At 72.0% G+C, this 17,184-nt stretch carries 13 protein-coding genes and 1 pseudogene; 5 read left to right on the top strand and 9 right to left on the bottom strand.

Translation table 11 applies throughout. The features are described 5' to 3' along the window. Positions 1–125 precede the first annotated feature (125 nt). Positions 126–1,136, top strand: coding sequence for a Gfo/Idh/MocA family protein (locus J8M50_RS18770; protein ID WP_010355445.1), 1,011 nt, complete (start codon positions 126–128; stop codon positions 1,134–1,136). A gap of 88 nt (positions 1,137–1,224) precedes the next feature. On the opposite strand, the gene J8M50_RS18765 is transcribed toward J8M50_RS18770, so the two are convergent. The 3 genes from J8M50_RS18765 to J8M50_RS18755 are packed head-to-tail and all read right to left on the bottom strand — an operon-like array spanning position 1,225 to position 3,978. Beyond that, positions 1,225–1,743, bottom strand: a complete 519-nt coding sequence (locus tag J8M50_RS18765) for an SRPBCC family protein (RefSeq protein WP_010355446.1) — start codon at positions 1,741–1,743, stop codon at positions 1,225–1,227. Between the two features lie 56 nt (positions 1,744–1,799). Beyond that, a complete protein-coding gene (locus tag J8M50_RS18760) occupies positions 1,800–2,990 on the bottom strand; it encodes an FAD-dependent oxidoreductase (protein WP_010355447.1) in 1,191 nt (396 codons plus the stop codon). Between the two features lie 25 nt (positions 2,991–3,015). Then, the gene (locus tag J8M50_RS18755; protein WP_010355448.1) at positions 3,016–3,978 is read right to left on the bottom strand and encodes an NADPH:quinone reductase; all 963 of its coding nucleotides are present in this window, start codon (positions 3,976–3,978) and stop codon (positions 3,016–3,018) included. A 212-nt stretch (positions 3,979–4,190) separates the two neighbouring features. Here J8M50_RS18755 and J8M50_RS18750 point away from each other — a divergent pair, with 212 nt between their 5' ends. After that, the gene (locus tag J8M50_RS18750) at positions 4,191–6,155 is read left to right on the top strand and encodes an FAD/NAD(P)-binding protein (RefSeq protein ID WP_010355449.1); all 1,965 of its coding nucleotides are present in this window, start codon (positions 4,191–4,193) and stop codon (positions 6,153–6,155) included. Continuing rightward, positions 6,134–7,630, top strand: coding sequence for a class-II fumarase/aspartase family protein (locus tag J8M50_RS18745; RefSeq protein WP_010355450.1), 1,497 nt, complete (start codon positions 6,134–6,136; stop codon positions 7,628–7,630). Before J8M50_RS18750 ends, J8M50_RS18745 begins: the two co-directional genes overlap by 22 nt. Before the next feature lie 63 nt (positions 7,631–7,693). Here the strand turns inward: J8M50_RS18745 and J8M50_RS18740 are convergent, their stop codons facing one another. From J8M50_RS18740 to J8M50_RS18715, 6 genes are all read right to left on the bottom strand, one after another. Then, entirely contained in the window at positions 7,694–9,238 is a 1,545-nt protein-coding gene (locus J8M50_RS18740; protein ID WP_010355451.1) for a carboxylesterase family protein, read from the bottom strand. A 127-nt stretch (positions 9,239–9,365) separates the two neighbouring features. Continuing rightward, positions 9,366–10,289, bottom strand: a complete 924-nt coding sequence (locus tag J8M50_RS18735) for an LLM class flavin-dependent oxidoreductase (RefSeq protein WP_010355452.1) — start codon at positions 10,287–10,289, stop codon at positions 9,366–9,368. 2 nt (positions 10,290–10,291) lie between these two features. Next, positions 10,292–11,851, bottom strand: a complete 1,560-nt coding sequence (locus J8M50_RS18730; protein WP_100216800.1) for an FAD-dependent monooxygenase — start codon at positions 11,849–11,851, stop codon at positions 10,292–10,294. A 17-nt stretch (positions 11,852–11,868) separates the two neighbouring features. Next, on the bottom strand, positions 11,869–12,660 hold the full coding sequence (locus tag J8M50_RS18725; RefSeq protein WP_029184105.1) for an arylamine N-acetyltransferase family protein: 792 nt from the start codon (positions 12,658–12,660) through the stop codon (positions 11,869–11,871). Between the two features lie 8 nt (positions 12,661–12,668). Next, the gene (locus J8M50_RS18720; protein ID WP_010355456.1) at positions 12,669–13,652 is read right to left on the bottom strand and encodes a 3-oxoacyl-ACP synthase III family protein; all 984 of its coding nucleotides are present in this window, start codon (positions 13,650–13,652) and stop codon (positions 12,669–12,671) included. A 220-nt stretch (positions 13,653–13,872) separates the two neighbouring features. Beyond that, on the bottom strand, positions 13,873–14,520 hold the full coding sequence (locus tag J8M50_RS18715) for a TetR/AcrR family transcriptional regulator (RefSeq protein WP_010355457.1): 648 nt from the start codon (positions 14,518–14,520) through the stop codon (positions 13,873–13,875). A 195-nt stretch (positions 14,521–14,715) separates the two neighbouring features. On the opposite strand from J8M50_RS18715, the gene J8M50_RS18710 reads away from it, so the two are divergent. Further along, entirely contained in the window at positions 14,716–15,939 is a 1,224-nt protein-coding gene (locus J8M50_RS18710; protein WP_010355459.1) for an MFS transporter, read from the top strand. 249 nt (positions 15,940–16,188) lie between these two features. Then, positions 16,189–17,172, top strand: a pseudogene (locus J8M50_RS18705) (transposase); the annotation flags it as partial. Positions 17,173–17,184 lie beyond the last annotated feature (12 nt).

Here is a 17,184-nt window from a genome sequence, read left to right as displayed (position 1 = left end):
GCCGGATCCGCCATCCGGGACCGTGCGCCTTACCTGACGGAGTGTGAAGGACCCGCTTCCGCCCTCGCCCGCCGCCCGCACAGGGTGGAGGGTGAGGGCCGCCCGGCCCGGAAGGGACGGTGGGTATGCGGAAGGTGCGTTGGGGGCTGCTGGTCACCGGGGGGTATGCCGATGTGGCCATGAAGGCGAAGGGGTTCTCGCGGACGGCGGAGTTCGTGGCCGTGGCCGCGGATGACGCCGAGGAGTATGCGCGGACCTGGGGGATCGCCAGGGCTCATCGCAGCCGCGAGGAGCTGCTCGCGGACGACGACGTGGAGGCCGTGTTCGTCGCGCTCGACCCCGTCGATCATGCCGAGTGGGCGGTCAGGGCGTTGCGGGCCGGGAAGCATGTGGTCGTCGAGAAGCCGCTCGCGTTGTCGGTGGCCGATACGCAGCGGGTGTTCGACGCGGCCGAGGAGGCCGGGCGGGTGTGTGTGGAGGGGGTGTTCTCGCGGCACCATCCGCAGCATGTGCTGGCCAAGAGGCTCGTCGACGACGGGGTGATCGGGGAGCTGCGGTACATCTACGCCGCCTGCACCGCGAACCTGCCCGACGACTACTTCCGGCGGTTCCCGGAGCGTGGGGGCGGGGGGATGCTGGATCTGGGGTCGTTCACGCTGGCCGCTGTCAGGATGTTCGCCGGGGAACCGGAGCGGGTGTACGCGGAGGAGGTGCGGCGCGGCGGGCGGCTCGACCACAACTTCGCGGCGACCCTGCGGCTGCCCGGCGATGTGCTGGCCCAGTTCGAGGTGGGGCAGGAGGTGTGCCGGGGCGACGCGCTGGAGCTGGTCGGGACGACCGGGCGGCTGGTCCTGGAAGACCCGTGGTTCTGCCGGGACGTCAGACAGGTCGAGTTGCAACGCCAGGGCCCGCCGCCGCACGCCGACCCGGTGAGCGAGTACCTGCCGGTGGACCCGGAGGGGGTGTACCGCTGCGGTGAGGCGTACGCCGTCTCCCGGATCCTCTTCGACGACGTGTCCCGCGCGATCGCGGAGGGGCGGCCCGCTCCGTACGGCCGTGCGGACGCGGTGGGGCAGGCGCGGGCCGTGGAGGCGCTGTTCGAGTCGGGGGCCAAGGCCGTACCCGTGCAGCTCTAGAACAAACCGGCCCGGCCGCCTCCGGGAGGAGGTCGGCCGGGCCGTCACGCTGGCGGAACCCTCACACCCCGCCCTCACACCCTCGCCGTCACACCCCTTCGATCACCCTCTTGATCCCCGCCACCGTCCGCTCCACATCCACCGCCAGCTTCGCGTTCCACTCCTTCACGAACCGCTCCCGGCCGGCCTCGTCGAGGGACGCGAAGATCTTCGAGAGGCCCTCGGTGAGCCGCCCCAGCCGGTAGTGATGGACGAGGACGACACCCCCGTCGGCGGGTGAGATCTCGAAGGACCAGGTGCTCTCCTGCCGTTCCCCGGCACTCGTGAGGATGATCCAGCGGAACACCGAGCCGGGGACCGCCTCGACGACCTCGGAGAGCGTCGACCACTCGCCCCGGATGACCGGCGCCCACGGCACCGCCTCGGCCCCGCGCAGGTTCTTGCCCTCGAAGACCGCGCCCACGGTGGAGGGTTCGCCCTGGATCCAGGTGCCGCCCTGGCACTCGGGGCTCCACTCCCCGCTGCGCCCGAGGTCGCTGACGACCTCGTACACCTTGTCCGCAGGAGCGGCGACGAAAATCTCGGCGCGCACCTGGAATGTGGTCACTCCCGGGCGCTCGTAATCAGTTGCCATTTCTTTTCCCGTCTTGTGCGAAGCGATATTCACGCGGTCCGCTGGAATTCCCGGTCCCCGTGCAGCCATTCGACTTTTCCGTGGAGTTCGTCGGCGCTCAATGCGGACAACTCCGAGTTCCGCGCCTTCGCCGCGACCCCGGCGGGGTGATAGACCTGCCGCCCCATCTCGCGCGCGATCAACTGCGCACGCGCGGCGCGGCTCCGGCGCAGTGCGGCGTACGCGCCGAGCCGGGCCGGCAGCGCGGCGGCAGCGATCTGCGGGCCGAGCAACTCGCCGAGCAGCACGGCGTCTTCGAGGGTCTGGCAGGCGCCCTGCGCGGCGTACTGGAGCATGGGGTGCGCGGCGTCGCCGAGGAGCGCGACCCGCCCGTCGACCCACGTGTCGACGGGGTCCCGGTCGCACAGCACCCAGCGCCGCCACCCGTCCCCGAGCCGCAGCAACCGCCCCGCGATCTCCCCGAGTTCGGAGAACTCCCCGAGCACGACGCCGCGTTCGACGGCCTCCCCGGCGACGGCCGTGACGGCGCCGTCGTCGCGGGTCGCCGCGAGGTTCAACTCCCGCCCCTCGCTGATGGGATAGTGCACGAAGTGCCACTGCGGCCCCGCCCACAGGCACACGGCGTTGGCGCGCAGCTCCTCGGGCACGCCCGCCATGGGAATGACGGACCGGTAGATGGTGTGCCCGGACACGCGCGGCTCCCCGTCGCCGAGGAGCTGCCCGCGTACGGCGGACCGGATGCCGTCGGCGCCGATCACGGCGTCCCCGGCGACGCGGGAGCCGTCGCCGAGCACCGCCCACGCGCCGTCGGCGTCCTGCCCGTACCCGGTCACCGGCGCGCCCGTGACGAGCTGCACGCCGGGCCGCTCCCGGCACGCTTCGAGCAGCGGCCGGTACAGGTCGGTCCGGTGCACGACGGCGTACGGGTTCCCGAAGCGGCGCCGGTAACCCCCGGTCAGCGGCATGGAGTTGATGAGTTCGTCGGTCGTGCCGTCGTAGAGCCGCAGCTCGTCGACGAACACGGACCGCGCCCGCACCTCGGCGCCGACGCCGATGCGGTCGAGGGCGTGGTAGGCGTTGGGGGCGAGCTGGATGCCGGCGCCGAGTTCGGTGAACTCCTCGCGCCGCTCCAGGACGGTGACTCGATGGCCGTGCCGGGCGAAGGCCAGCGCGGAGGCGAGCCCGCCGATCCCGCCGCCGACCACGACAAGGTGTACCACTGCGTGTCTCCTCACGATGGACGACTTACACGGAAAGGTCGGGCCGGACGACGAGCCGCCTGCCGTGCAACTCGCCCTTCTCCATGCGCAGATGGGCGTCGGCCATCGCGCTCAGAGGCACCCGCTCGGTACGCCGGGACCGCAGACGGCCCGACGCCGTGAGCCTGTTGACGGTGACCGCCGCCTCGGCGAGCTGGTCGGTCGTCGCGTGCGAGATGACGAACCCTAGGATCGAGGCGTCCTTCTGGTAGAACGGCCCGACCGGCAGCACGGGCCGCGCGGCCACCCCGGCGAGCAGCACGATCCGCCCACGGGGCGCGATCAACTCCACCGCCTGGCCGAGGTCGTTGGTGCCGAAGGTGTCGATGTGGACATCGACCGTGCCCCGCAAGGGCTCCAACTCCGGTTCCCGGTAGTCGAGTACGACGTCGGCGCCCAACTCCCGTACGTAGTCGGCGTCTTGGCCGGACGCGGTGGCCACCACCCGCGCGCCCGCCTCAACGGCCAGGGTCACGACGGCACTTCCGACGTTCCCGGCGGCCCCCGCCACGAACACCGTCTCGCCCGGCCGCACCCGCGCATGGGTGAACAGCGCCAGGTACGCCGTACCGCCGGGGTGGAACACGGTGACCGCCTGCTCGGGGTCGACGCCGGGCGGCAGGCGGTAGAGGCGGTCGGCGGGGACGACGGCGCGTTCGGCGGCGGCACCCTGACGGCCGCCGTGGCCAAGGCTGTTGGTCCACACCCGATCACCGGCCGCGAAGCCGGAACCGGAGCGCACGACCGTACCGACAAGGTCGCGGCTGACGATCAGGGGCAGCGGGACAGGGGTGCGGAAGCGGCCGGAGCGGACGAGGGTGTCGACCGGGTTGACGGTGGTGCACTCGACCTCGACCAGCACGTCGGTCGGTCCGGGGGTCGGCTCGGGCAGTTCGCCGTGGCGGATCTCGTGGGACGGCCCGAGTTCGGTGATGTAGGCGGCACGCATGGAGTCCAGACTGTCGCCGGGGCCCGGAAAGGGACACGGGACACTCCCGAATTCGTCAGGTCCTGGTGAGCACCTGATTTATCGTCGAATTCCTCGTTGACGCGTCCTGGGCACGCCTCGAAGCTGCCGGGTGAATTCACATTCCCACCCTAACCCGCATTTCTTGCACCCTGCACCATTCAGCGAGAGAAAGCGCACCGAGGAGATTCCGGATGAGCAGAAAGAGTAAAGAAATCTGTGTCGTCGGCGCGGGCCCGAGGGGCCTGTCGGTGCTGGAGCGGCTGTGCGCCAATGAACGGCTCGCCCCCTCGGACGCCTCCGTGGTCGTCCACCTCGTCGACCCGAACACCCCGGGCGCGGGCCGCGTCTGGCGCCCGGAGCAGTCCCGGCACCTGCTGATGAACACCGTCGCCTCGCAGGTGACCGTGTTCACCGACGACAGCGTCCGCATCGACGGCCCGATCGAGCCGGGCCCGTCCCTGTACGACTGGGCGCGCCAGCTCGCGCTGCTCGGCGTGGAGGGCCATCTGTACGACGAGGAGACCCTCGCGGAGGCGCGCCGCCTGGAGCCGGACTCGTACCCGAGCCGCGCGTTCTACGGCCACTACCTGAACGACTGCTTCCGGCAGATCCTGGCCCGCGCCCCCGAGCACGTCGAGGTGCGGGTGCACCGCTCGCAGGCGGTCGCGATGTCCGACGTGCACGGCGCGCGCGGCGGCCGGCAGGGCGTACGGCTCGCCGACGGCACCCGCCTCAACGACCTCGACTCGGTCGTCCTCGCACAGGGCCACATCCCCGCCCGGCTGACGCCCCGCCAGGAGCGCACCGCCGCGCTGGCCCGCATCCACTACCTCGCCTACCTCACACCCACCAACCCGGCCGACGCCGACCTCAGCGGGATCCGTCCCGGTGAGCCGGTGCTGCTGCGCGGGCTCGGGCTGAACTTCTTCGACTACATGGCGCTGCTCACGCTCGGCCGGGGCGGCGTCTTCGAACGGGCCCCCGAGGGCGGGCTCGTGTACCGGCCCAGCGGGCAGGAGCCGGTGATGTACGCGAGTTCGCGGCGCGGTGTGCCGTACCACGCGCGCGGCGCCAACCAGAAGGGTGCGCACGGGCGTTACTTCCCCCGGCTGCTGACCGCCGAGTACGTCGAGCGGTTGCGCGCCGACGAGACGCGGCCCTACTTCGGCGACGACCTCTGGCCGGTGATCCGGTGGGAGGTGGAGAACGTGTACTACACGACGCTGCTCGCCGCCCGGGGCGGCCAAGTCGCCGCGTTCGCCGGGGAGTTCCTCGCGCTGGGGCCCGGGGCGGACGCGGCGGACCTGCTGGAGCGGTACGGGATCGAGGCCGTCTGGGACTGGGAGCGGCTCATCTCCCCTCTCGCGGGGCGGGAGTTCGCGAGCCGCGAGGAGTTCCAGGCGTGGCTGCGGGGCTACTTGGAGCGCGACGTCCGCGAGGCGGAAGCCGGGAACGTCGACGGGCCCCTCAAGGCCGCGCTCGACGTGCTGCGCGACCTGCGCAACGAGATCCGGCTCGCCGTCGACCACGGCGGCATCGACGGGAACTCCTACCGCGACGACGTCGAGGGCTGGTACACGCCGCTCAACGCGTTCCTGTCCATCGGGCCGCCCGCCTCCCGCATCGAGGAGATGATCGCGCTCCTCGACGCCGGGCTCCTGGTCCTCACCGGCCCCGGCACGCAGATCCGCTTCGACACCGCCGACCCGTCGTTCGTCGCGCACTCGACTGTCGTACCCGGAGCGCCGGTCCGGGCCCGCGCGTTGATCGAGGCGCGGCTCCCCGAACCCGACGTCCGCCGCGCCGAAGACCCGCTGCTGCGGCACCTGTTGGCGACCGAGCAGGCGGGTCCGTACCGGATCGACGGCAGTTGCGGGACGATGTACGAGACCGGCGGCCTCGCCGTCGGCGAACGCCCCTACCACCTCCTCGACAGCCAGGGCCGCCCCCACCCGCGCCGCTTCGCCTTCGGCGTCCCCACGGAGGCCGTTCACTGGGTCACGGCCGCCGGCATCCGCCCGGGCGTCGACTCGGTCACCCTGGGCGACTCCGACGCGATAGCCCGCGCCGTCCTCGCCCTCCCGCCCCTGTCCCGGGTCCCGCAGGAGGTCCGCCCGGCGCAGGACGACAGCGAGTGGACGGGGGTGGTGGTGTGACCGGCCTCGACTCCGGGCTCTTCTCCCCCGTCCGCGCCGGAACCCCCGTCGAAGCGGTCGTCGGCGACGAGTCGTGGGTGCGGGCGATGCTCGACACCGAGGCGGCGCTCGTGCGGGCGCAGGCCGGGCTGGGTACGGTGCCGGAGGCGGCGGCCCGCGTCATCACCACCGTCGCCGCCGACGTCACCCTGGACGTACGGGAGTTGGCGCTGGCCTCCCGGGAGACCGCGAACCCTGTCGTGGGGCTCGTCCAGGCGTTCACCCGGCGGGTGGCCCAAGTCGACCCGGGCGCCGCCGAGTTCGTGCACCGGGGGTCGACCAGTCAGGACGTCTTCGACACGGCGGCGATGCTGGTCTCCCGGCGTGCGCTGCGCCTGATCGTCGCGGACCTCGACAAGTCGGCGGAGGCGCTGGCGAGTTCGGCGCGGCTCCACCGGGACACCCCGATGCCGGGCCGGACGCTGGCGCTGCACGCCGTACCGACGACGTTCGGCCTGAAGGCGGCGGGCTGGCGGGAGCTGCTGCTCGACGCGCGGCGCCGCACGGCTCACGTGGCCGACGAGGGCTTGCCGGTGTCGCTCGGGGGTGCGGCGGGGACGTTGGCGGGGTATCTGGAGTACGCGGCGGTGGACGGGGCGACCTCCGACGCGGGCGCCCCGACCGGGCCCGGCAGCCACGGCACCGCGCCCCGGTCCGCAGGACGCGGCGCCCAGACCCCGTCCGCAGGCCACGGCATACCGCGCCTCGCCGACCCCGCCGCCTACACCACCCGCCTGCTCGAAGCCTTCGCCGCCGAGACCGGGCTCGCCGTCCCCGTCCTCCCCTGGCACTCCCTGCGCACCCCCTTCGCCGACCTCGCCGCCGTACTCGCCTTCACCGCGGGCGCGTTGGGGCGGATCGCGGTCGATGTGCAGGCGCTGGCCCGCACGGAGGTCGGGGAGGTGGCCGAGCCCGCCGTGTCCGGGCGGGGCGCGTCGTCGGCGATGCCGCACAAGCGCAACCCCGTGCTCAGCACGATGATCCGCTCGGCGGCGCTGCAAGTCCCCGCGCTGAGCGGGGCGTTGACGCAGTGCATGGTGACCGAGGACGAGCGGTCCGCCGGGGCCTGGCACGCGGAGTGGCTGTTGCTGCGGGAGTGTCTGCGCCTGGTGGGCGGCGCCGCGCACACGGCCGTGGAGCTGACGTCGGGACTCCAGGTGCACCCCGAACGGATGCGCGCCAACCTGGACTTGACGGACAGCCAGATCGTGTCGGAGCGGATCGCGGCCCGCCTCACGCCCCGCCTGGGCCGGGCCCGCGCCAAGGAACTCCTCACCCGGGCGTCCGTAGAGGCCGACGCGACCGGCCGCCCGCTGGCGACGGTGCTGGCAGACCTGGCACCCGAGGTCCCCGCCGAGGAGATCGCCGAACTGTGTGATCCCACCGGGTACTTGGGGGCGGCCCCGGTGCTGGTGGACCGCGCACTGAACGACTAGGACGCCAAAACCGAAGGGGGCCGGGCATGAAATCGCCCGGCCCTCACGGCACCCGCCCACTCCTCAAGCCCCCGGCAACCACTCCACCTCGTCCCAGAACTCCAACTGCCGCAACTTCGAGGGATGTTCCACCCGCGCCCCCTCAACTCCGCCCAACACCAACGCACTAGGCACCCCCGGTTCGTACACAGGCCACCCCTCCGCCCTCTCCCCCCGGACAAACGACGCCACCAGATCCACGAACGTGTCCGACACCCTCCGCTCCCCCGCCCCGTCCCCGAACTGCCCCACGAACAACGGGTGCGCATGTGACCCGAACAGGAACTTCGACGTGGCGTCGTGCGGCGTCCCGAAGTGCGGCGCCCGCACCGGATGCGCGAACTCCATGACGTACTGCGGCGAAGCCCCCCGCAGCGCATGCCGCTGGGCGAGCCGGACGATCTGGTAGCGGAAGACCGCGTCCCCCCACACCTCGGTCCACAGCGAGAGCGGATCGGCGGACCGCCCCTCGTCGAGCGCGGCCTCCCGGTACGCCGCGACGCACGCCTCGGCGAGCCCGTCCTCCACGGTGTCCGTGCACTTGAGCATCACCTCCCGTACGGCGTCCCGCAGTTCACGCGAGTCCGTGGGCGCGGGCGGCGCCGGGGGGAACGACACACTGTGCGGGTCGGTGAAGAAGGACCCCTCGGTGCGGTTGTGGATGGACATCACCGGTATCGCGGGCACGACCGGTTCGGAACCCACCCCGGTCAACGCGTCGAGCACAGGCCCCCGATACTCCCGCCCACTCCCCAACACCCGCTCGGCGGGCGCCCCTTGGAACAACGCGTTCCAGGCGGCGAACAGCGCCTCCGCCGGCACCGTACGCAACCCCGATACGGACACCCCGAGTTCGACAGCGAGCCGCTCGTACGCCTCGGCCGCGTCCCCCGGCGTGAGCCCCAGCGTGGGCGCCCACGGCCGGCTCGCACTGATCGCGATGAGCCGCCGCGCGATCCCCCGAGTGTCGTCGGCGTCGGTCAACAACCGCGCGGTGACCGCCCCGGCGGAGGTCCCGCACAACGTGATGTCCCCCGGGTCACCGCCGAACGCCTCGGCGTTGTCCCGCACCCACCGCAACAACGCGGCCTGATCCTGCAACCCCCAGTTCGCGAACCTCCCGGTACCGGGATCGGTGAACGCCTCGTGCAGCCCCCAACCGAAGGCCCCGAGCCGGTAGTTGAAGTTGACGACGACCATGTTCCCGAGCGCGGCGGGCTTGGCCCCGTCGAAGGTGGGCGCGCTCCCGGACCCGACCTGCCACCCGCCGCCGTGGACGTAGACCAGCACAGGCAGCCGGCCGCCTGGATCGGGGGTCCAGACGTTGGCGTACAGGGCGTCCTCGCGACTGTCGGGGACGCCGGGCTGGAGGAAGGCCGGGGAGAAGGCGGTCGCGTCGCGAACTCCCGTCCAGGGCAAGGCGGTTCGCGGCGAGGCGAACCGCTCGGCGACGGCGTACGGGATGCCCCGGAACACGTGCAGCGGACGCTGCCGGTACGTCTCCAGGGTGCCGCGCAGGTCACCGCCGTGGGTGCGGACGACGGAGGTGGTCGTGAGGCCGGAGGTCATGGTCGTACAGCTCCCGGAAGAGATCAGGGGCCCCGGCGTCGTCACCGGGGCCCTGCCACGCCCCGGCTCGCAAGCGCCGAGGCCCTGCCAAACCCCGGCCCAACCACCGAGGTGCTCCACGCAGACTTCAGCCGCGCGCCAGCAACTCCCGTACCTGCGCAAACAGTTCGTACTGCCGGAACGGATCGTCCCCGTCCTCCCCGAACGGCACGAGCACGAACCGCTCAGCCCCCGCGTCCCCGTACTCCCGCAACCGCTCCGCGATCTGAGTCGGCGTACCGGCGACCCCGACATCCCCCGACAGCGCACGCGGCATGCCGTACTGAGCGGTGAGGCGGTCGGCAACTCGGGACGAGCCGGCGGGGTCGGCGCGCGACAGCAGCCGGACGTGGAGATGCATGCTGACCCGGGGCGCCGACACCCCTTGTTCCGCGGCGAATTCACCGAGCCGCCCGACGCAACGGGCCACCTCCTTGGGCGGCTTCATCGCCGCGAGCCACCCCTGCCCGTGCGAGACGACCCGCCGCAGCGCCTGTTCGGAGCCTCCGCCGATCCAGATCTCCGGCACGGGCACCGCCGGGTTCAGGGCGACGGACGGGCTGCCGGGCAGGTCGGTCAGGGCGGTGCGCTCACCGGCGAGCAGGCCGGGCAGCAGCTCCAGGAGCCGTTCGGTGCGCCGCCCCCGGCCCCGGGGCGAGACCCCGGCGGCGCCCCACTCCTGGGGGTCGCCGGTCCCGACGCCCACCCCGAGGGCCGTACGCCCCCCGGACAGCCGCTGAAGCGTGCCGACCTGCTTGGCGGCCCACGCGGCGGACCGCAGCGCGAGCAGCATCACCCCGTACCCGACCTGGATACGGCTCGTCACGGCGGCGGCCGTCGCGAGGACGAGGGACGGATCGAGGGTCGGGTAGGGAGCGGCGAGACGGTCGCCCGCCCAGACGGAGTCGAGACCGAGATCCTCGGCGTGCCGGGCGACGGCGGCGAGGTCGAGGTCGTCGCGGTAGCCGGGGATGGAGTTGACGGGCAGTTGTGCACCCACGTGGACGGTCATCGTCAGGCCTTCTTCCCGCGCACAAGCACAGCGCCGAGTTCCTTCTCCAACCGGTTCAAGTCCCCCTCATGCCCATGCGCGGCAACATGCCCATCAGGCCGTACGAGGTGGTACCCGAGCCGCCGACAGCCGGTCGCATCGGCAAGGGTCCGCGCCGGAACGGTCACCACCCTCAACTCCGGCCAGCCGGCGGCGATATGGCCGACCTCCTTGTGCCAGTCCCCAGCACCGAGCACCGTCCCGGTGACCGCAAGCGTCCACCCCTTCATCCCGTACGCAAGGATCTGCTCACGCGGAAACAGCCCGCCCACACCGGTCCCGCCGGGAAGTTTCGCGCGCGCTTGGCAGGGCGAGACCCCGGAAGGAAGCTGAGTGTCGCGCGCGACGGGATAGGTCTGCCGCCGCCCGGCGAGAACAGGCGCGTACAGACGGGACGCCGCCCCCGTACGCTCCGCGAGCTTGAACCCCGCGTCCCGCATCAGAACCCGGGCCCGCCCCTTCGCCATCCACGCCTTGGTGTGCAGGTCCGTATCCCGGACACTGCGCCGCGTCGCCTCGAACCGCTCCGGTCCGTACGTATCGAGGAGTGAGACCGGCGAGGCACCGCGCAGCACGGCGGCCAGCTTCCAGCCCAGGTTGTGCGCGTCCTGGAGGCCGTTGTTCATGCCCTGCCCGCCGGCCGGACTGTGGACGTGCGCCGCATCGCCGATCAGGAAGACCCTGCCCAGCTGGAAGTCGGTGGCGAGGCGGGCGTGGACGCGGAAGACGGTCGTCCAGACAGGTTCGGTGATCCGTACGCCGCGCGGCCCGCGCTCGGTGACGATCTCCTGCATCATCTCGACGCCGGCCGAGCCCGCCCCCTGCGGCAGGACGGACAGGAACCGGTAGACGCCGCCCGGGTGCGGGACGACGGCGAGGGTGCCGGACGGGTCCTGGTAGTAGAGGATCTCCTCCGGGTCGAGGTCCCCGTCGACCTTGGCGTCGACGAGCGCGAACTCCAGTCCGTACGTGGACCCTTGGAACCCGATCCCGAGCTGTCCGCGCACCGCGCTGCCCGCGCCGTCCGCGCCGACGACGTACGAGGCCGTGGCCCGCTCGACGATGCCGTCGGGGCCTTCGAGGACGGCGGTGATGCGGGCCGTGCCCTCGATCCGGCCGCTGAAGTCGACGCCCTCCAGGCACAGCAGGCGCACCCCGCGCTCGACCTTGCCGCCGAGGGCCTCCAGGCGTTCGGTGAGGATGCGTTCCGTCTCGTACTGGGGCAGGACGCGGGCCGCGTGCTGTTCCGGAATGTGGAACGAGGCGAGATGCCCCCGGTCGGAGAAATAGCTCAGCGTGCGGATCGTGCCCGACACGTCGTACACCGCGTCACGCAGGCCCTGATCAGCGAGGATGTCCATCGCCCTGGGGTAGATGGACAGCGCCCGGGGGACGTGCATCGGCTCGGGGGCGGCGTTCACGATGCGGACGCGGACGCCCCGGCTCAGCAGTTCGCAGGCCAGGAGCAGGCCGGAGGGTCCGGCACCCGCCACCAGGACGTCGAAGGTCTTCTCTGTAGGCACGGTGCGCACACTTCCTATCAAGAGGGGTCCGGCATCGGGGGGAGTTCGGGCAGGCGGTCCAGCTCGATGCCGAACCAGCGGCGGCAGGCCGCCAAGAACGCCTCGTCGTCGAGGACTTCGCGGACCTGTTCGCCGTCCTCGGTCCGGCTGAGCGTGCGGTCCAGGAGGGAGACGCGGCCCGCGTCGGTGACGATCGACGCCCACACCGAGCCGCCGGTGACGGGCGATTCGGGCGCGCTGGAGAACCACCACAGGGTGGGCTCGAAGTCGTACGTGTCGCGGGGCCGGGTCTCCAGGCGGACGCGGGGCACGCCGTCGTGGACGATGACGACATCGCCGTACTCGCCGTCCACGATGTGATACTCGCCGTTCTCGTCCTTCTGCGGGCCGCGCTCGGCCAGGCGCAGGGGGCGGCGGCTCGCCCAGCGGAAGCCGACGTCGACGAGCCAGGGCTCGCCGTCGATCGTGACCTTGAGCATCATGTGGCCGCCGTGCGCGCCGAGCAGGGCCTCTTTGCCGTTGTGCAGGGTGCGGCCGGGGAGCAGGTCGACCTGGTAGCCGAGGCCGCGCAGCAGGACGGCGAAGGCGGTGTTCAGCTCGTAGCAGCCGCCGCCCCGGCGCCGGTCGACGATCTTCTCGACGACGTCCTCGCCCATCCTGATGGGGATGCCGAGGTTGAAGTCGATCGTCTCGAACGGCACGGTCCTCAGGTGGCGGTCCTGGAGCCGGGCGAGGTTCTCCAGGTCGGCCCGCTCGGGCCGGTCGGCACCGATGCGCCGCAGGTAGGCGTCCACTGCTGTCCTCCTCATCTCGACGTTCACCACTCGACCAGCGCGTGCCCGAAGGAGAAGCCGCCGCCGAACGCGGTCAGCAACACCTTGTCCCCGGGCCGCAGTTGCCCCGCGCGGGCCGCCGCGTCGAGCGTCACGGGGATGGAGGCGGCGCCGGTGTTTCCGTACTCGCCGACCGTCGTGTGCAACCGGGCCTGCGGGAAGGCGAGTTCGCGCTCCAGGTCGCCGAGCATCACGCCGTTGCCCTGGTGGGGGACGATGTGCGCGATGTCCTCCTTGGCGACCCCGGCCTCGTCGAGGAACGCGAAGAGGGTGCCGGGCAGCTTGTCGTACACGATCTCCTTGACGCCGCGTCCGTTCATGACGAAGTGGTGACGTCCCTCGTCCACGGTCCCGGCGTTCACCCCGAGCCGGGTGCCGCCCGCCGGCACCCCCACCAGCTCGCGCCCCTCGGCGTAGGTGAGCAGCCGGCTCGCGAGGATCCGCCGCCGGTCGGCGCCGCCGAGGACGACGGCCCCGGCGCCGTCGCCGAACAGGACGCGGGTGCGACGGTCGGCGGGGTCGGTGATCCGGCTGTACATGTCGGCGCCGATCACCAGCGCGGTGCCGCCGGTGGCGGCCAGCATCCGCTGGGCGGCGGCGAGCGCGTAGACGAAGCCGCTGCACACGGCGTTCAGGTCGAAGGCGGCGGCCGTGCTGGGGGCGTCCAGGAGGTGCGCGACCAGGGCCGCGGTGGGGGGCTGCGGGGAGTCCGGGGTGGAGGTCGCGACGATGATCAGAGTCAGGTCGGCGACTCTGCTGCCGGAGTCCTCCAGGGCGGCGCGGGCGGCGGCTGCGGCGAGGTCCGAGGTGGCCTCGTCGTGCTTGCCGAAGCGGCGGGCCCTGATGCCGGTCTTGCGGACGATCCACTCGTCGGTGACGCCGGTCGGGGCTTCGAGGTCCTCGTTGGTCACCACGCGGGACGGCAGGTACGAGCCCGTCCCGAGGATTCCCACAGGGGCGAGGTTCATCTGTGACTCCTTTCCTGCCCCGTCAGCATCGGCCGGTCACGGAAGGGCGGAAAGGGGGTCGGGGAGAGTCCGTCAAGTCACCGTTCCACGAAAGGGGAACGCCGAAAAGGCCACCCGAAAGTGGCCTCTGAGCTGGGAAAACAGCAGGGGGAACAGCAGGGGGAAAACCGACTCGGCGCTTTTTCGGAAAACGCCGTGAATTACGCGGCGAATACCGGTGTCAGTCGGTCCCGTACAGCTTCAGGAACGTGTCCACACCCTCCACCACGATCGAGTTGACCTCCGCGTCGGGCAGCGGCAGGGCGCCGTAGAACGTGCGCTGGTTGACGTCCGTGATGGTCAGCAGGTTGAAGTGGTTGGCGGCGCGCTCGGGGTCGTCGAGGAGGAGCAGCCCGCGTTCGGCGATCCGACGCAGGTAGGGGGCGAGGCGCTTGTGCGCGGACAGGGGGCCGACGTCCCGCCAGGCCTCCAGGACGTCGGTGGGGATGCGGGACGCCTCCGCCTCGATCGTGCGGACCAGGGCGAAGTGGTCGGGGAACTCCGTGACGGCCGCGACGCGCTCCAGGCCGAAGGCGATCAGGTCCTCGCGGATGTCGACGATCTTGCGGAGGTGGCGTTCGAGGATCTCCGAGATGGCGGCGGTGACCTGCTCGGCGCCCTCCAGGGCGACCGTCTGGAAGAGCTGTTCCTTGTCGGTGAAGTGGTTGTAGATGGTGCGGTTGGAGACGCCGGCCTCCAGGGCGATGGTGTCCACGCCCGCGCGGGTGTAGCCCTCGCGGCCGAACACGGCGCGGGCCGCGCGCATGATCGCCCGCCGCTTCTCCGGCATGCCGCGACGGGTGTCCGTCGTCGCCGTCCCCACCGTCATGGCGGTCCCTCCGATCGTCAGCAGGTCCGCAGCGTACCCGGCACCGGGGCGGCTCCGGTCTACGCCGTTGGGCCTACATCCATCGTCGCATTGTTTACAGTCATCGGTGTAATCCATACTCTAGCCGCAGTGGTTCACCCTCTGCCAGCGGGCCATCGCTGCTGCGTCACGTCCCCACAGAGAGGCCACCGAACCATGACCCGTTCCTCACCGAGCACCTCCGTGCAGGCGCCCGCGCCGGCACCCGAACGGCACCCGGTCGCGGCCCTCGCCCTCGGCCTGATGGCCACGCCGACCGCGCTCAGCGCCAACGCGGCGACGACGACGCTGCCCGACATCGCCGACGGCATCGGGATATCCGTGTCCACGGCGACCTGGATCGCCACCGTCTTCGGGCTCGCGATGGCCCTCGGTACGCCGATGGTCGCGGCGCTCCTGCGGCACCGGGGCATACGGACCGCCGTCCTCGTCAGCTCCGTACTGATCGTCGCCGGGACGCTGACCGTCTTACTCTCCGCCTCCCTCCCCGGCCTCCTCGTCGGCCGGGCCGCGCAGGCGTTCGGCGGGGGCGGGTTCATCACCACGGCGATCACTCTCGCCGGTACGCCCGCCCGGATGGGCGTCATCACGGCGGGCAGCGGGATGCTCGGCGCGCTCGGGCCGCTCTCCGGTTCCCTCCTCAGCGACCACGTCTCGTGGCACGCGGCGCTGTCCCTGTCGGCCGTCGCCCTGCTGGCAGCGCCGTACGTCTATCTCCGCGCCCCACAGTTCCGCCCCGCCGAGGGCCACACGCCCTTCGACGTCACCGGCGCGCTCCTGACCGGCGGACTGATCTGCGCCCTCGTCCTCCTCGGCCGCTTCCCGCTCCCGGCGGTCCTCTGCGCGCTCGCCCTCATCGCCGCGCTGTCCGCCTGGATACGCCGCCGCCCGGAGGGCTTCATCCCCGCGGCCCTGCTCCGCTCGCCGGTCTACCTCACGGCCTGCGCGGTGGTCTGCGCCCTCTCCACCACGTACTTCGCCCTCCTCTACTCGGTCCCCCGCCTCCTGGAGGACAACGAGGGCTGGACGACGTCGTCGGTGGGCGTGGGCGTCCTGGTCGCGCTCCTGACGGGCTCGATCCTGTCGTGGGGCATGGCAGCCTCGGCCAACCGCCTCGACCGCCGCACGGTCCTGACGGTCCTGCTGACCCTAGGAGTGGCGGCACCGCTCACGGTGGCGACGGGAGCACCGGCCCTGCTGATGCTGGCGGCGGGCGGAGTCGCGGTCTTCGTAGCGGCATCGGGCCAGGCGACGCTGTCGGTGGTGGCGGTAGGAGGAGCCCCGAACAGCCTCCGCACAACGGCCCTGGGCTTGTTCACCCTGTGCTACCAGCTGGGAGCGGGCTTCGGCCCGGCGATCGTGGCGTTGCTGCTGGCGTGAGAGGGGCATTCGGGGCGCCCGGCGCGAGGTGGACCGCGGCGCGAGCGCGACCGCCCGCCCTCACTGAACCACGCAGCCCAGCCCGGTCTTTTCAGGGGCGCGGGGCTGTATCTAACAGCAGCTCCGCTGCGGGGCGCGACCAGCCACATACGACCCGCACCCGCCCGACCAACCCACCCCCCACCCCCTTAGGCGCCCCCGGGAGACACCATGCGCACCCTCGTTCAAGAAGACGCCGCAAGGGACATGTACGCCACCGTCTTCGCCTCCCTCCCTCGCCGCGACCAGCGACAACGCGCCGAGGAATACGTACAGGGCCTCCTCAAGACCCCCGGCAGGAAATCGTTCCGCAGCATCGCCCAGCACACCGGCGGCGACTCGGCGGCAGAGCAGCGCCTGCACCACCTGGTCACCGGCTCCACCTGGGACTGGCACCCCGTACGAGCCGCCCTCATCGAGTGGCTCGCGGCGACGAACCCCCTCTCCGCCTGGGTCGTCCAGCCGATGCCCTTGCCGAGAACCGGCGGAGCCCCCAACTCCCGACAGTCGTTCGGCGTCTGGTTCGTGGCCCCGAAGGTGGTCACCCCGGTGGCCTGGCGCCTGCACCTCCCGGACGACGACACCGTGCCCGACGAGACGTACGAGGACGCGATAACGGCAGCGGTCCTGGAAGCGACCAGATCCACCCCGACCCCTCAACGCCCGGTGGTACTGGACGTAAGAGACGTGGACACCCCCACAGCCCTCACCCACCTCCCCCTGGCGGAACTCCCGACGATCGCCCGCACCCAACCCGCGACCCCCCTGCGGATGGCGGACCCGGCGCTACCGGGCTACGGCGCCGGCACACGCTCCGCGAGGGAGACGCTCGCGGCGGTGACAGCCCTGCGCCGCCCGGTGGAATGGCACGACGGCACCCCCGCCCCGTCCGTCTCCCTCGCCGCAGCGGTCCCCGTGACAACTCCGGCCCGCAGACCGGCACTTCTGCTGGGCGAATGGACGGACCCCCGCAAGCCCCCCGCCCACTTCTGGGTGACGAACATGCGCCTCCCCGCCCCGGTCCTGCTGCGCCTGACGAAGCACACGGACCGGGTGACCCGCACGGCGGTGACCAGGGCGAGACAGACGGGTCTACGGGACTTCGCGGGCCGTTCCCTGACCGGCTGGCACCGTCACCTGACCCTCGCCTCGGTGGCCTGCGCGGTCGCCGCGCTCCCCCCGTCCGGGACCTGACGAACTGCTTTC

It is taken from the genome of Streptomyces acidiscabies, assembly GCF_020010905.1.
GTDB classification, from domain to species: domain Bacteria; phylum Actinomycetota; class Actinomycetes; order Streptomycetales; family Streptomycetaceae; genus Streptomyces; species Streptomyces acidiscabies.
The sequence above is the reverse complement of the archived record's forward strand: the minus strand, read 5'-3'. Positions and strand labels throughout refer to the sequence as shown.